This window comes from Microbulbifer maximicatervae (SeqCode) (assembly GCF_052467065.1).
On the sequence record NZ_CP174299.1, the window covers coordinates 4,389,473 to 4,403,909 of the forward strand.

The 14,437-nt window shown below is 48.7% G+C and carries 17 protein-coding genes; 6 read left to right on the forward strand and 11 right to left on the reverse strand.

What is annotated here, in order from left to right:
* Nucleotides 1–94: 94 nt before the first annotated feature.
* The 7 genes from ACJJI1_RS19400 to ectA all read right to left on the reverse strand — a co-directional run bounded on the left by ACJJI1_RS19400 (nt 95) and on the right by ectA (nt 7,248).
* Complete coding sequence (locus tag ACJJI1_RS19400; protein ID WP_444957692.1) at nt 95–1,513, reverse strand: sodium/proline symporter; 1,419 nt, start codon at nt 1,511–1,513, stop codon at nt 95–97.
* A gap of 67 nt (nt 1,514–1,580) precedes the next feature.
* Nucleotides 1,581–2,498 (reverse strand): TPR end-of-group domain-containing protein, encoded by a 918-nt coding sequence (locus ACJJI1_RS19405; protein WP_444957693.1) that lies wholly within the window; start codon nt 2,496–2,498, stop codon nt 1,581–1,583.
* Entirely contained in the window at nt 2,483–3,913 is a 1,431-nt protein-coding gene (locus ACJJI1_RS19410) for an aspartate kinase (RefSeq protein ID WP_282932784.1), read from the reverse strand. The genes ACJJI1_RS19405 and ACJJI1_RS19410 overlap by 16 nt, the downstream gene beginning before the upstream one ends.
* Before the next feature lie 62 nt (nt 3,914–3,975).
* Nucleotides 3,976–4,893 (reverse strand): ectoine hydroxylase, encoded by a 918-nt coding sequence (gene thpD, locus ACJJI1_RS19415; RefSeq protein WP_444957694.1) that lies wholly within the window; start codon nt 4,891–4,893, stop codon nt 3,976–3,978.
* Nucleotides 4,894–4,917: 24 nt separating this feature from the next.
* On the reverse strand, nt 4,918–5,322 hold the full coding sequence (locus ACJJI1_RS19420) for an ectoine synthase (RefSeq protein WP_444957695.1): 405 nt from the start codon (nt 5,320–5,322) through the stop codon (nt 4,918–4,920).
* A gap of 109 nt (nt 5,323–5,431) precedes the next feature.
* A complete protein-coding gene (gene ectB, locus ACJJI1_RS19425) occupies nt 5,432–6,727 on the reverse strand; it encodes a diaminobutyrate--2-oxoglutarate transaminase (RefSeq protein WP_444957696.1) in 1,296 nt (431 codons plus the stop codon).
* 11 nt (nt 6,728–6,738) lie between these two features.
* On the reverse strand, nt 6,739–7,248 hold the full coding sequence (gene ectA / locus ACJJI1_RS19430; RefSeq protein WP_444941768.1) for a diaminobutyrate acetyltransferase: 510 nt from the start codon (nt 7,246–7,248) through the stop codon (nt 6,739–6,741).
* Between the two features lie 449 nt (nt 7,249–7,697).
* Between ectA and ACJJI1_RS19435 the strand changes: the two genes are divergently transcribed.
* The 6 genes from ACJJI1_RS19435 (at nt 7,698) to ACJJI1_RS19460 (ending at nt 13,170) form a co-directional block, all read left to right on the forward strand.
* On the forward strand, nt 7,698–8,249 hold the full coding sequence (locus ACJJI1_RS19435) for a MarR family winged helix-turn-helix transcriptional regulator (RefSeq protein WP_444957697.1): 552 nt from the start codon (nt 7,698–7,700) through the stop codon (nt 8,247–8,249).
* Between the two features lie 158 nt (nt 8,250–8,407).
* The gene (locus ACJJI1_RS19440) at nt 8,408–9,472 is read left to right on the forward strand and encodes an FAD-dependent oxidoreductase (RefSeq protein WP_444927791.1); all 1,065 of its coding nucleotides are present in this window, start codon (nt 8,408–8,410) and stop codon (nt 9,470–9,472) included.
* 210 nt (nt 9,473–9,682) lie between these two features.
* Nucleotides 9,683–9,892 (forward strand): cold-shock protein, encoded by a 210-nt coding sequence (locus ACJJI1_RS19445; protein WP_108733254.1) that lies wholly within the window; start codon nt 9,683–9,685, stop codon nt 9,890–9,892.
* Between the two features lie 428 nt (nt 9,893–10,320).
* Nucleotides 10,321–11,034 (forward strand): response regulator transcription factor, encoded by a 714-nt coding sequence (locus ACJJI1_RS19450; protein ID WP_444957698.1) that lies wholly within the window; start codon nt 10,321–10,323, stop codon nt 11,032–11,034.
* On the forward strand, nt 11,021–12,274 hold the full coding sequence (locus ACJJI1_RS19455) for a sensor histidine kinase (RefSeq protein WP_444957699.1): 1,254 nt from the start codon (nt 11,021–11,023) through the stop codon (nt 12,272–12,274). Before ACJJI1_RS19450 ends, ACJJI1_RS19455 begins: the two co-directional genes overlap by 14 nt.
* Before the next feature lie 86 nt (nt 12,275–12,360).
* Entirely contained in the window at nt 12,361–13,170 is an 810-nt protein-coding gene (locus tag ACJJI1_RS19460; RefSeq protein WP_444957700.1) for a MipA/OmpV family protein, read from the forward strand.
* Between the two features lie 160 nt (nt 13,171–13,330).
* Here the strand turns inward: ACJJI1_RS19460 and ACJJI1_RS19465 are convergent, their stop codons facing one another.
* From ACJJI1_RS19465 to ACJJI1_RS19480, 4 genes are read right to left on the reverse strand one after another with little or no spacing between them, the layout of a single operon-like run.
* Entirely contained in the window at nt 13,331–13,480 is a 150-nt protein-coding gene (locus ACJJI1_RS19465; protein ID WP_444957701.1) for a hypothetical protein, read from the reverse strand.
* Nucleotides 13,477–13,656, reverse strand: coding sequence for a VOC family protein (locus ACJJI1_RS19470; RefSeq protein ID WP_444959401.1), 180 nt, complete (start codon nt 13,654–13,656; stop codon nt 13,477–13,479). The genes ACJJI1_RS19465 and ACJJI1_RS19470 overlap by 4 nt, the downstream gene beginning before the upstream one ends.
* A complete protein-coding gene (locus tag ACJJI1_RS19475) occupies nt 13,619–13,903 on the reverse strand; it encodes a VOC family protein (RefSeq protein WP_444957702.1) in 285 nt (94 codons plus the stop codon). Before ACJJI1_RS19475 ends, ACJJI1_RS19470 begins: the two co-directional genes overlap by 38 nt.
* Nucleotides 13,903–14,211, reverse strand: a complete 309-nt coding sequence (locus tag ACJJI1_RS19480) for a carboxymuconolactone decarboxylase family protein (RefSeq protein ID WP_444957703.1) — start codon at nt 14,209–14,211, stop codon at nt 13,903–13,905. Before ACJJI1_RS19480 ends, ACJJI1_RS19475 begins: the two co-directional genes overlap by 1 nt.
* Nucleotides 14,212–14,437 lie beyond the last annotated feature (226 nt).

Here is a 14,437-nt window from a genome sequence, read left to right on the forward strand (position 1 = left end):
GGCAGGAGATAGAATTTGTCGCTTTTGGGGGGGGTAGCTGGTGAAGGTCCGCAGGTGGGGAGGTTCTACCTCCCCAGAATTACTTTGAGTGAATTTAACTGTTTGCCTCGCGTAAAGTGGAGGTTTGGCGGTTCAGGCTGGCCAGATATAGCACTGCTAACCCAGCTGCAATACCCGGCAATCCCTCATAGATCACGCCGTGATACCCCAGTAGCCGCCAGGTAATCGCTGCTGTAAAGCCGATAATCACTGCTGCGATAGCGGTTGCCTGGGATGGCTTACCCCCAAAACACAATACCAGGAGTAGGGGGCCAAATGCGCTGGCAAGTCCCGACCAAGCGAAAATAACCAGGCTGAACACACTTTGGCTGTTGGCGAGCGCCAACAGCAATGCGCCGCCGGTTATCGCAACTGTGACAAGCTTGAGAAACCAGGTTTTTTCAATCTTGTGCGGAAGAATATCGTGGGTAATGGCTGCGGAGCAGCTGAGAAGCAGGGAGTCTGCGGTGGACATGGTTGCGGCAAAGATACCAGCCAGGATCAGCCCAACAAAAACAGGGGGCAACAAATCCATAGCCATGGTGGGAAGAGCAAGCTCCGCATCAAAGCTCCCTGTGTCGGCAATAAACACTCTGGATAGCAGGCCGACCCCGGTGGCCATACAATAGAAAAGGATAAACCACAGATAGTACCAAGCCCTTGCCCGGTTCATCTTGCTGGAATCCCTTAGGGTCATAAATCGAACCATAACGTGGGGTTGTCCAATCACAGACAATCCGGCAAACCCCCAACTGATCACAAATAGTATCACCCCGCCCCAGCCCGCAAAGGCGAGCCCTTCGGGAAACCAATGGGTAAAACCTTCAATAGCCTGCATTTGTATCGCCGCACTGGTGATGCCGCCCAAGTTGGCAAGGGCGACGGCTAGAAGTGCTGCCATAGCCCCCATCATAACGATGGATTGGGCCGCATCAGTCCAAATGGACGCGCGGATGCCGCCAGCTAAACAGTAGAGGCATACAAGCACAGCTCCAACTACAGCACCGGACCACAGGGGCCAATCCAGCAGTACGTGCAGGGCTTTGCTGCCGGCAACCATTTGGGCAGAGGCATAAGTTAGTAAAAACAGCAGGGAAATGATGCCGATCAGGCGCTGCAGGGCTGAGTACTTCTGTCCGTACCAGTTACTGAGAACACCTGCGTAGCTGACTTCACCACTTGAACTGGTAGCGGTCCTTAATCGCTTGTGTACATAGAGGGAAGCCAGAAAATCACCGGCAATCCACCCCACCATCAACCAGATGGAGGCCAACCCAGTGGTGTAGGTATAGCCGATAACCCCGATAAACATATAGCCGCTATTGTTCGTTGCCACGGCAGACAACCCCACCAGCCAGGGGGAGACACCACTGCTGGCAAGGTAATAGTCGGCTTTGGTTTGACGGCTGAACATCGCAGAAGAGAGGCCGACCAGAGTGAACAAAAGTAAAAAACCAAGAAATGAATAGATCATCGGCAATCCTATTATTTTTATCCCGTATTATTTTATGGGTTGGTCTTCAGAGGTTATCCGAATACTTCTAGCACCCCTTGCCACCACTTTGCGGCGAGGGAGTATTGGCAATAACCTGGTCGAGTTCCTCAAATACTTCACTTTCCGCTAGAGGCTGTAAGGCACTATCAACCAGGATTTCATCGCGGTAGCTTTCCCGCCTTTTAATGGCTTCCGCCAGATAACGCAGCGCTTCATCAAATTGACCCATGGCAGTATGGGCGCATGCTAGTTGGTAGAAGGCATGGCTGTTATCTGGATCAATACCCAGGGCCTGGTGACAAAGATTGGCGGCCCACTGGGGTTCATTAAGCTCCAGCACTGCATCAGCTTTATAGGTAAGGGCTTCTACATCCTCGTGACGGAGGCGCAGAATCTCGTCGTAAATGGCAATTTTATTTGCCACTGAAGATTCCTGTTGGGCGCGCAGCCACAGGGACTGTACTTCCTGAGTTAGCTCGATTTCCTCGCGGTTTTCTTCAATATGCTGTGTTTTCTGTTGAAGCTGCTTCTCTATAACTTCCAAGCGCTTTTCGTATTCCTGGACCAGCTTTGAGATTTCCTCATCGGCCAGGGAGTGCACCCGCTCTTTAATATCCTGGAATGACCGCCAACCAACTAAAACCAAAATTGAAGTGGCGGCGGCTATCAAGTAGAAAAAGTAGGTAACCGTATCGGTTGCGTAGGCTACGGCTCGATCGACAGAGTTGTGTTCACGATCGACAATTTGCTGAATCAATTCCTGCTTGGCATTAGCCTGATCGATTCGCAGCTGCTTGATTTCGTCGAGCATATAGCGCTCGACGAAGGGTGTGTATAAGGGCTTCTCAAGGGTGTCGACCTCGCGTTGTGCACTGTCTTTTTTCTTTTCTTCCGCTTCCTGGGAAATAGAGGTGGCGGAAGCAAATAAAAAGAGCAGGGCACAAAGGCTCAGGATGCGAGGCATATCGCCGTCCCGTGATTGTAAATTTCTACCAGTGCCTCATGTAGTGTCCGAACGGCTGCGTCATAGTCTGGCTCGTTAACGATGAACTGCATATCCACATGACGCAGGGACTGGTGCATGGCGAGCACGCGGATATTGCTTTTGGACATCGACTGCACCGCTTTGGCCAGCACGCCGGGGATTTGCATATCGCTACCGATGGCTGAAACTATGGCGACTTTGCGCTGGTTCAGTTCGGCTTCGGGAAAATGCTCTTCCAATGCAGCCTGAATCCGCTTAATTGTTTTCAGGTTGGTGGAGAGGAAATGGGTAAGGGTATTGGCATTAGTGTCTTTGGAAATAATGTGGGCTTTGAAGCGCTTGATCACCAGTAGCACTTCGCGATCATAATCGTGGATGCTGCCCGCCATATCCTGGTCAAACAACTCCAGGGCGTAAACCCCTTTACAGCCGGCAATAATTTCTACTCGTGGAGAGTCGCTGATGTAGTCACCAGTAATCAGGGTGCCGGCGTGCTCGGGCTCGAAGGTGTTTTTCACCCTGAGAGGGATATTTTGTTGGCGCAGCCCCTTGGCGGCTTTGGGGTGAATCGCTTCCATCCCCAGGTTGGCCAACTGGTCGGCCACATCGTAGTTGGTGCGGCCAATGGGTACTGCATTTCCCTCTCCCACCAGGCGAGGGTCTGCACTGCTCAGGTGGAACTCTTTGTGAATCACCGCCTCCTTTGCCCCGGTGAGTACGGCGAGACGACTGAAGGTCATCTCGCTATAGCCCCGATCAAACGAGATCAGCAGACCCTTATCGCTATGGGCATAGCCGGTAACAATAGGCAGCTGTCTGCTTAAATCGATAGTGGCAAAGGCATCCCGGATACGCTCATCCAGGGGAATGTGCTTGTTGGTGCGCCAGCCAGTCAGGTCGACAAAGCAGGCATTTACACCATCCCGCTGCAACAGTTTCGAAGTGTTCCATGCACTGTGGGCCTCACCGAGGCTGGCTAACATCTCCCTTACCGTGCCCAAGTGGGCGTCGAGGGAGAAGTGGCCGTGCTGACAGAGGCTTTGCAGGTCTCTCAGGCATTTTTTGGCGCTCTCCAGCCTTTCATCCAAAAACAGGTTCGCTTCCGCGAGAAGATCACCATGCCCAAAAAGGCGCTCATTGATTTGCCGCAGTGCTGCTCGAAGCTCATCAAACTTAACCAGCCAGCTATCGTCCTCAATACTGCTGGAGAAGAGGGCATAGATACCTGGTTGACCACTTTTCTTGTGCTCTAGAAGCAGGTCAGTAATACCGCCGTAGGCAGAGACTACAAAAACACGATTGTAGATCCCCTTGGAGTCACCTTTGATAATATTATCCCGGACCGCTTCGTAGTCCGTCATAGAGGTGCCGCCAATCTTTTCTATCGTATGCATCGTCTCTTAATGGTCCTTCTTTCTTTTAAAAACTGGGTGAGTGGTTTGAATTGAGATTTGCTTCAGATAATAGAAATTGATTTCCTCGCACAGATGTATTCCGGCCTGGGAGGCAAGTCGCAAAACGGAGCCTCCACCTTGTTGCTCAAGGCATTAAAAACAAAAAACAAATTAGATCTCGGGTCGGGGCTGATATTGCTGCTGGAGCCGTGCATTAAATTGCAGTCAAACACAACAATGCTGCCGGGCTTGCCTGTAATAGCTGATATGCCGCCATTGGATACCAGAGCCCTCAATTGGCTATCTGAGGGAATACCAAGTTCTTGCTTTTTCAGTGAGCTGAGGTAGTTCCTTTTTGGTGTTTCCCCATCGCAAGCAATGTAATGGCGGTGGGACTTGGGAATCAGCATCAACGGACCATTAAAATAATGATTCTCTGTTAAGGTAATGGAGATGCTGAGTGCCCGCATACGGGGCATGCCGTCCTCGACATGCCATGTCTCAAAATCGGAGTGCCAATAAAAATCTTTCCCGCGAAAACCAGGTTTGTAGTTCGCGCGAGACTGATGGATATAAACCTCATCACCCAAAATACATTTCGCAATACTTGATAGCCGCTGATCCCTGGAAAGCCGGTTAAAAATTTGGCTGCTTTTGTGGATACGAAAGACTGAGCGCACTTCGTTACTTTCAGGCTCGGTGATAATTTCTTCCGACTTGTCAGTGTGACTGCGTTGTTTAATCTCAGCCAACTCTTGCGTAAAGAGATGAATCTCTGCCTGGGAAAATATATTCTCCAGTACAACAAAGCCCTGCTCTACGTAGCGCTTGAGTTGAGATGGTGTCAGTGGGGAGAGGGGTTGGCAGTCCCCATACACAATTGGATCTTTGCGTACCATGGCACCACCCAGAAGGCCCGGTTTTCGGGAGGGGTAGCAATCTTCCCTGGTAACACTTGAGCTATCTGGAAGGTACTTCATGGATACTGCCCTATGACTGACTAACTATTCATCAATCTTGTCAGCCTCAAGTTCGTAGGCTCCCTCTGCATTGTGTACTTCCTTGCCATTCAAAGGGGGGTTAAATACACAAGCCATAGTCATTTCTTCAAAGGCTCTTAAAATGTGCTGGTCATGCTTATCGAGAATATAGATAGTTCCAGGTTCGATAGGGTGCTTCTTGCCATCCTCAAGAGTTTCTACTTCACCTCTGCCGGAAATGCAGTAAACCGCTTCCAAATGGTTTTGATAGTGCATTTGGAAATCAGCATCGGCATAAATAGTGGTGATATGGAAAGAAAAACCCATTTCATCATCTTTAAGCAGGAGTCGGGTGCTCTCCCAGTTGTTATCCGGTGAAACAACCCGGCGGCCGGATTTTTTAGCTTCCTGTAAACTTCTGACAATCATTGGTATTTCGCTGTTTTGTGTGTTCGAGTCTGGCTGGTCAGCAATATTCTTAGTTTGCAGCCTGCACAGTTGGATCTTTTGCGTGAACCTTTTCAGAGGCCCTTAAAGTCTAGCAGGCTTCAAAAAAGACTCTTTCCTCAGGCATATCCTGCTCTCCGGCACAGACTTCCCGGATAGCGGATTCAATAATGTCGATCCCTTTTTTAAGGTTTTGATCGGTGATAATCAGTGGGCAAAGGAGCTTAACGATCTGGTCATCGGCTCCGCTGGTTTCAATAATCAGCCCCTGCTTGAATGCGAGTTTGGTGATCTTTCCTGCAAGTTCGCCGCTGATGCAGTCGATACCCTGAAACATACCCCGGCCTTTGGTGGTGAAGTTGCCCTCACCATATCGGCTGACAATTTCATTCAAACGCTCGGAAATGTATTTGCCCTTGCGTTTAATCTCCCGTGAGAAGTTTTCGTCAGACCAGTAATGATCGATAGCGGCTTTCGCAGTTACAAAAGCCAGATTGTTGCCACGGAAAGTGCCGTTGTGCTCACCGGGCTTCCACTGGTCCAGTTCTGGTTTCATTAGCACCAGCGCAAATGGCAGCCCATAGCCACTGAGGGATTTGGATAGCGTAATGATATCGGGTTCGATACCGGCCTCTTCAAAGCTGAAAAAGTTGCCCGTGCGGCCGCAGCCAGCCTGGATATCATCGACAATAAAAAGTAAGCCGTGTTTTTTGCAGACGGATTGAAGGTTTCTTAGCCACTCGATACTGGCCGCATTGATACCGCCTTCCCCTTGAACTGTCTCAACAATCACTGCTGCGGGAGAATTAATACCGCTGCTGGAATCTGAGAGGACTTTATCGAGGTATTCTGTGGTATCGATATTTTTGCCCAGGTAGTCGTCAAAGGGCATGCGGTGCGTACCATTGAGGCTGACACCGGCAGCATCCCTGTGATGCGAGTTGCCGGTGGCGGCCAGCGAGCCAAGGCTTACGCCATGGAAACCGTTGGTAAAGGTGACGATGTTCTGCTGCCCGGTTACATTGCGGGCAATTTTCATCGCCGCCTCTACCGCATTCGTCCCAGTCGGACCGGTAAACTGCACCACGTACTCCATATTCCGCGGCTTGAGAATTTTCTCATTCAGTGCCTGTAGGAATTCACCCTTGGCCCTGGTGTGCATGTCGAGGCCGTGAGTAATTCCATCGGCCTCGATGTAATCTTGCAGTGCCTGCTTGAACAGCGGGTTGTTGTGCCCGTAGTTGAGCGTGCCGGCACCCGCCAGGAAATCCAGATACTGATTTCCCTCCTCATCCCACATCAGCTCGCCTTTTGCGCGATTGAAGACTCGCGGAAAGGAGCGGGCATAGCTTTGCACTTCTGATTCAATCTCATCAAAGATCTTCATGATTTTCTCTTTTATGGTGTTTCTTCGAGGGCGAAAGGCCCGATGCGGACAAGGGTTTCGGAGTCGTGCAGCCCATCAAAGTGGGCTTGAGAGTCCATCCAGGGTGAGGAGTGAAGATCGACCGATAATTTATCGGCGACACTGTGGAAGAGCGCCCAAGACGGCAGGTTGTGTTCTGTAATCGTGGTCTCGATATATCTGACCGAACCACAGTGAGGGCGCTCAAGGATGTGACTTATCATCCGGGAGGCCAGTCCAAGCCCCCGGGCTTTCTCGTCGACGGCCACCTGCCAGACAAAGAGGGTATCTGTACGGTCGGGGATGATATACCCGGAAATAAAGCCCAGCAGCTCTCCATCAACCTCTGCGGCGACTGAGGTGTTGGCGAAATGGCTGCAGTGGAGGAGGTTGCAGTAGCTGGAGTTTGTATCCAGGGGAGGGCAACGTTTGATCAATCGGTAAGTGGCCATCCCATCTTCAATCAATGGACTGCGCAACAAAATATTTTCTGAGCTAGACAAAAAACCTTCCCAACCGACTAAATATTTTTTCACCTCTAAATATTTACCTGCACAAGTGTTGAGCAAATGGCGTAAATATAGCTTTCTAGAGGCATTTTTATGCCGGGTTACTAGTAAAAATGCTTTGAACGCTAAATATCGTACACAAATTAAATTCAAAGTCCAGGATGCTTGAGGCGAATCAAGTCACAATATTTGACCTAGAAATGCCTGGATATGTGGGATATACAGCCTATATGCAGGTAAAAATAATATTTTGAGGTCAATAAAATTTTCTATTGGACATGCCGGCTGAGAGATCGCCTGACCATAAAATGGACAGTTTTGTGATGGAGCCTGAGGCTCTTGTGGGGGTGATGTTTCGCAGTCGGGTTATAAGCGCTTAGTGATTGAGGGGTACGGCGATATAATTCCGGCAATCACCCTGACTCCATGATTGAGAGGTAACTTTGAACAGTATCGAACAAGTGCTAGTGGCTCTGCGGCGGGTAATAAGAGCCACGGACCTGCACTCCAAACACCTGGCTAAAACCACTGGCTTAACCGCCCCGCAGGTGTTGTTGCTACAAGCTATTCGCAATAAGGGTGAAGTGACGATCGGCGAATTGGCCAACGAGGTCAGCCTGAGCCAGGCAACCGTGACCAATATTCTTGACCGCCTGGAGAAGAGAGGCTTGGTTTATCGCCAGCGCTCCCAGGCGGATAAGCGCAAAGTGCATGCTTACCTTACTGAGGAGGCCGCGGAGACTTTGCGCGATGCCCCCATCCCGCTTCAGGACCAGTTTGCTCGTCAGTTTGGCGATCTAAAAGACTGGGAGCAAAGCATGATAATTGCTTCACTACAGCGCGTTGCCCAAATGATGGATGCTCAACATATCGATGCTTCCCCAGTACTGGATATCGGTGTTCTGGATCGCCAGGGTGCCTCAATTGATAAGCCCGCAACGGCACTGGGCTACAGTGACATCCCCGACTCCTCCGACAGAGATAAAAGTACTTAAGTAGCGACACCGGAGAAGAGGGGCTGTGCACGCATTTAGTGGCCATTACGCCCCTCTACAGCAGTAGAAATTTGTCTAAGCTTGCAGCAGCAAGCTCCCTGTAGCGATCGAGGCATTCTGTGTCGACCGGTTGAGCTTTCAGGCTACAAGTTGTATCGATGGACATCCTGGTAATTGGTGCCGGTCCGACCGGATTGACTGCTGCAGTCGCCCTCACCTCCCTGGGGCTGAAGTGCCGTATTGTTGAGCGCAAAGACAGCCCCTCTGAACTCTCCCGCGCTGTTGGCATTATGCCAGCCACCATTGATGCCCTTCGAGAGCTGGGCGCCGCAGATCCCTTTCTTGCAGAGGCGATGCCCCTGAGGAAAATGCATATATTGCGCGATGAGAGAACCCTGGTTTATATCGACAACAGCGGAAATGAGTTTCGCGATAGGGTGCCTCTCGGGCTGCCGCAAAACCGGACCGAGGGAATCCTCAGGGACACTCTTGCCGAGAGGGGCGTCGTAGTTGAGTACGGGGTCTCAGTCACTAACATCACAACCACCCCAGACAAGGCGGCCGTCAACTTCTCAGACAATACCAGCGCCTCTTTTGACTGGGTGATTGCCGCAGACGGTATACAGTCCGCCGTGCGACAGCAGCTGAAAATACAGTACCCGGGTATTGATCTGCCCAATAAGTGGTCAATTGCGGATGTGGATTTGAGAGGAAACTTCGATCCGGAAGAGATTGCCCTGGACCTGTACGGCGGGGAAGGTGAGTTCACCCTGGTACTCCCTATCGAACGGCGCCGCGCTCGCATCGCATCATCAACCGAAGATGCCCTGGCAACCCTCAGGCTGCCGATAGAAATCGCCAACATCCGGAGGACAGCGGCCTTTAAAATCTCCATCCGACAGGCAGAAACTTACCGAAAGCACCGGGTGTTGTTGGCTGGAGACGCAGCCCATTGCCACTCTCCAGTGGGAGGAAAGGGGATGAATCTGGGTATGGCTGATGCCATAGCCGCAGCATCTGCTATCGCTAACGGTGCGGTCGATAGCTACTCCACCTCCCGGCATGAGGCAGGGGAGTCCGTGGTTAAGAAAACAGAGCTGGCGAGAAAGCTGATCTCCTCGAGCAATCCTTTGGCAAAATCGGCATTGTGGCTATCGGCACACTGCATCGCCTCAGTGCCTCCGGTTCATCGCGCCTTTATGCGGCAGTGGACGGCGGTCTGAGTACCAATTTCGAGGGTAGGTTTAGGCAAAAGTGGACATAGGTGACAGGCTAGTGCTACTATTCGTCCGCCGGTTTAAAAGCCATTTTTTATTGCAGTTTACCTCGTAGTTTTAGTCATAATCCTTCGTTCGGTCTCGTTTAAAATAATACTTTTTGCCCGCACAACTCCATTCAATTGGAGCGCAATTGTTCAATCAAGGATATCTATTATGTCTAATACAGTTACTGGTACCGTTAAGTGGTTTGACGAAGGGAAAGGTTTTGGCTTCATCGCCCAGGAATCCGGTCCCGACGTTTTTGCTCACTTCAGCGCAATTTCCGGTGGCGGTTTTAAAACCTTGGCCGAAGGCCAGAAGGTAGAGTTTACCGTGACTCAGGGCGCTAAAGGCCCACAAGCAGAAAACATTGTCTGCCTGTAAACTTTAGGCTTCGCCCCCAATAAGGGGCGAGACCGTCCACTTCCCCAGCCAGTAAGTGCTGGGGAGGTATCCCCCTTGGTACAACCTCTCTCTCTTTGTAGTGACAGCCGAGCTTTTTAGGTCTATCACGCATTTTCGAATTCCTCCCAGCTTTCTTAACTCGACGAAAGATCTACCTGGATCAACTCAATCCAAATGAAGGGTGTAGTACCAATAAGGGTCGCCAGAGGGCAACTTTTTGCAAGAGCCTCTGAAGATTTGATAGGGTCATTTCTTGTCAAGCGCGATGGCTCCGACATTTTTAGATATGGCAGTAGCTATCACAGGCAAGCTTCCCATAGGTGATCAGTAAGTGGGCAATCTTACACTTATTTACTTTCCGTTTACCCAGTGGCTTTTATTATTCCAGGTCTATCAAGAACTTTTGAGTGACTAGATCAATGGGGCCTGACTACAAAACGCCAATATTGGTACTCTTAGCTGAAGACAATCACGCACTGGCGTCCAATATTATTGAGAGCCTCGAAGAGTACAATATTCGATGTGACTTCGCTGACAATGGAATAATGGCCACTGAGCTGGCCTTAAAGCATGACTTCGATGTAATCGTACTTGATGTCATGATGCCGGGTAGAAGCGGTTTCGAAGTGAGTTCTAAGTTGCGCAATGCAGGAAGCTCGACACCAATATTGATGCTGACCGCGCTGGACCAATTGGACGATAAAATCACCGGTTTCCAATCTGGAGGGGATGACTATCTGGTTAAACCCTTCGAAATGCTTGAGCTGGTCGCGCGGATTCGGTCTCTATCAATAAAACGACGCGTTACCCAAACCCGGTATAAAGTTGAGGACCTGGAAGTAAATTTAGAGACCCATGAAGTCACCAGGCAGGGAAAATCTATAAATCTGCCCCCAATCTGTTGGGAATTGCTCGTGTTTTTGATGCAACAGAGTCCAAAGCTGGTTACTAAAGAAAAAATTGAACAGCATTTATGGCAGTTTCTTTCCCCCGAATCCGACGTAATCAAAGTACATCTGTATCGGTTGCGGCAGGGAATCGATAAGGGGTTCAGTTTTCCACTTCTGCACACGATCAGAGGGAAGGGCGTTATCCTGGGGAAGCGTGATGAAAGCCTTTGATCGCTCCATTCGTAGAAAATTTTTCTTTCACTATATTTGGATTCTTGCCGCAATTGTGGCGTGCAGTGCAGTTGTCGTCGAGAGATCCAAAATCAAAATGGTTAAGCACGCTTTAGGTGCGACACTGATATCTGTAGCTGAAAAACGTATCATTGAGGCTGGAGGGGTTATTGATGACCCTTTTTTTGCCCAGTTACAAACATATGATGAGTACAGTTTACTACCAGATACGGCAAAGCGCGTGTTAGAGGAAGCTGACGGCGAAGAAAAAAGGGTGCACTTTAGCAAAGACTTAATTGATGATCGCTACTATTTAGCAATTATGCCTTATGCTGAAAGCGCCCTTAAGACAACTTACTACGTGCTGGAAATAGAAGAAGCTGCAATACCCAGCAAGTACAAAAAGGTAGAAATTGAAGTTCTTATCGGTATCTTACTAGCCCTTACTTTAGCATTGAGTGTGCCTCTTATTCTTGCAAGACAAGTGATATCGCCATTAAAAGACCTGGAGAAATTTGCGCAAAAGAGTCGGCATAAGATGACTCCGATCCCGGAATCTTTAAAGCAAAGGAAGGATGAATTTGGTCGTGTAGGACGAGTACTGCAAGAGTCGCTACAGCAGGTATGGAATCATCAAGAGCAGGAAAAGCAATTTCTACAGAATGCGAGCCATGAATTGAGAACCCCCTTGGCAACCATTGGCAGTGCCTTGCATGTGGTGAAGGTAAGGCAAAAAAAAGGTAAGCCAATCGATACTCAACTGGAGCAGATTGAGCGCTCCTATGAACAGATGACCCAGCTAACACAGGCACTTCTGCTGCTATCTCAAAGCAAGGTAAATCTGGAATCAACAGAATTTGATTTCAGTAATATGATTCAAACTCGAGTTGAGCAGCTCAAATACCTCTTGGGTCAGCGAGATGTACAGGTTCATCTCAATTCGGATAGTTTGGTCAACTTGAAGCAAGTACAAGTGCTATTGGATATCGCCATAACCAATCTGCTCAGAAATGCCTTTGAGCATACCCTTGAGGGAATTATCGATATTGATTTTGATGCAAATGGAATCCGGGTTCAGAACCCCATACTGCCGGAACAGCAGGTGCATTTTGACAGGGGGGAAGGGCAGGGTTTTGGTTTAGGCCTTCATATCCTGAAGCAAGTGGCCGATCAGCAGCAATGGGTCTTTTCTTACAACAAAAATGAACAATACTTAACCGTTAACCTGGCCTGGGCATGAGTTTATTTACCTGGCGTTTACCTTTACCGGCATAGAATCCACTCCAGAAATAACGGAACTTCAACCAGTTCAAATTGGGATTCAATATGTCTAGTTTGCGAGATCAAAATCATAAGAGTTCTCTGCCATTAACTTTGAGTATGTGCACCGCGCTGGTGGGTCCGGCATTATCCAGCCTAGCTTTTGCAGATGAAGTTACCCAGAAGCCGCCAAAGCAGGATGAGACGGCACTTTCTGTAGGTATTGGGACCTTTAGCGTTGAGTCAATCTACGTTGATGGAGAGGACCAAAACAACATATTTCCATTGATCTCAGCCCGCTACAAGCGATTTTACTTTCAGGGTTTTGAGTTGGGTGCTGATCTGTACCACGACGATAAACTTCGAGTGAAGTTTGGCATAGGCGGTGACTTGGCGGGCGATAGAGATAGAGGGGACAGTGATAAGCTCAGCGATATGGAAGAGCTTGACCTGGCGATTCTTGCCAACTTATCTATGAACTATAAAAGCCCGGTAGGCCTTTGGAAGATTGGCATCTCACAAGATGTTAGTGATACCCACAACGGATACAGTCTATCGGCTGGATATAGTCTGCCTTACAAGCACCAAAAGTGGATCATCAAACCCGACTTCACTATTAGCTGGCAAAGTGATAGTGCGTTGGATTACTACTATGGCGTGGACCTAAATGAAGTAACTCAAGATAGGGCAGCGTATGAAGCAGATGCAGATATCATTACCCGGTTAGGCGTACAAGTTGGATACAACATTAGCCCAAACCTTATTCTTATGGGGGGCGTATATCAAACCTGGTATGGCGATGAGATTAGTAATAGCCCAATCGTGGACACTGATAGCTCTAGACGCACGTCATTAATGGTGAGTTATAAATTTTAACTTTTCTTACGATATTTGATGAGTGTAGATTATTTAGACTAGCCGGCTGATCAATACCAAGCAGAAGTTACAGGCCGAGGCAAGAGCCCCAGCCTGTAACCAAAACCTGTTTGCAGTACAATGTACGCGATACCCACCGAGTCATAGCAAGAAGGCTTTTCTATTTAGTATCCCAATAGCAGGGACTACCGTATTTCTCCTTAAGGAAATCAATAACAACACGTACTTTGGGAGCCAGGTTATCCGTAGGTAAATAGAGTGCATTGATAGTCTGGTTTTCTGCCGATGAAGATGCGCGGTAGTCAGTCAAAATAGGAACCAGCTTGCCCCAAGGGCCATGAAATATACCCAGGTCTCTCCTTCAGTTGGCCCTTCAGTCATCACCGTAGGAGCACCGAGTACCTCTATATTCTGTTTCTTGAGGTATTCAACCGCAGCATCAATATCTTCAACATAGAATGCTAAATGATGCCCCCTTATTTCGATCTATGTTGTCGGCATACTCGAATATTTCTAGATTGATGCTGTTAGCATTCATAACAGCAATTTGCTTGATCTCTGCACGAGGATTTACATTAAGGTGATCCGTCATCCAGGTATCGCCTGAGGCAAATGGCCCAAACGTATAAGCCAACTCAAAGCCAAAGTGTGTACTAAAGAGCTCAACGGCCAATTCAACATCGGGGACGGTTAATCCTATATGATCTACTTTTTTAAGTCCGGGGATCCCCATTAGATATCTCCTCGATCATGGCGAAGCTTATTCAGTCCGCCCATGGTGGTAGCCCCTTTATTGAAGCCCGTATACATTGAGGCAAAAACAATCAATTCCTCAATCTCTTCATACGTTGCCCCTTGTTTGAGCGCCATTTGGTCAATAGCGATAGTGATTAGTGCTTTGGTTTTTTGATCTAGAAGTGGCTTTCCCCATACTTCACCCGCGACTCGTACAGCTAGATCTCCCCATACCGGGTTGATAGACTTAAGATCCTCGATCGATGCTTGATCATCCAAAACGGCATTTTCGTATTTGGTAGTCATAGTTAATAGTCTTGGTTATCTAGATGATATTTCGCTGTAGAAACTGGAAGTTATTATAGAGAGTCGTATCCTTCTTAAAACTTATAAGCAGGAACATCACTTTTGCAAATTATGCACAGATGATCGCTGTTTATGGGGTGGCACAGTCTGTTGTTGGGACCTATTTTAGTGCCCTAGCAGGGGCGAAAGAGGTATATGGTAGCGTTGCTAAAATGGTATTAGTCTG

Excerpts from the sequence above, each read along its gene's own strand:
- ACJJI1_RS19400 (WP_444957692.1), bottom strand. The coding sequence starts at position 1,513 with ATGATCTATTCATTTCTTGGTTTTTTACTTTTGTTCACTCTGGTCGGC.
- ACJJI1_RS19405 (WP_444957693.1), bottom strand. The coding sequence starts at position 2,498 with ATGCCTCGCATCCTGAGCCTTTGTGCCCTGCTCTTTTTATTTGCTTCC.
- ACJJI1_RS19410 (WP_282932784.1), bottom strand. The coding sequence starts at position 3,913 with ATGCATACGATAGAAAAGATTGGCGGCACCTCTATGACGGACTACGAA.
- thpD (WP_444957694.1), bottom strand. The coding sequence starts at position 4,893 with ATGAAGTACCTTCCAGATAGCTCAAGTGTTACCAGGGAAGATTGCTAC.
- ACJJI1_RS19420 (WP_444957695.1), bottom strand. The coding sequence starts at position 5,322 with ATGATTGTCAGAAGTTTACAGGAAGCTAAAAAATCCGGCCGCCGGGTT.
- ectB (WP_444957696.1), bottom strand. The coding sequence starts at position 6,727 with ATGAAGATCTTTGATGAGATTGAATCAGAAGTGCAAAGCTATGCCCGC.
- ACJJI1_RS19440 (WP_444927791.1), top strand. The coding sequence starts at position 8,408 with ATGGACATCCTGGTAATTGGTGCCGGTCCGACCGGATTGACTGCTGCA.
- ACJJI1_RS19445 (WP_108733254.1), top strand. The coding sequence starts at position 9,683 with ATGTCTAATACAGTTACTGGTACCGTTAAGTGGTTTGACGAAGGGAAA.
- ACJJI1_RS19455 (WP_444957699.1), top strand. The coding sequence starts at position 11,021 with ATGAAAGCCTTTGATCGCTCCATTCGTAGAAAATTTTTCTTTCACTAT.
- ACJJI1_RS19460 (WP_444957700.1), top strand. The coding sequence starts at position 12,361 with ATGTCTAGTTTGCGAGATCAAAATCATAAGAGTTCTCTGCCATTAACT.
- ACJJI1_RS19475 (WP_444957702.1), bottom strand. The coding sequence starts at position 13,903 with ATGGGGATCCCCGGACTTAAAAAAGTAGATCATATAGGATTAACCGTC.
- ACJJI1_RS19480 (WP_444957703.1), bottom strand. The coding sequence starts at position 14,211 with ATGACTACCAAATACGAAAATGCCGTTTTGGATGATCAAGCATCGATC.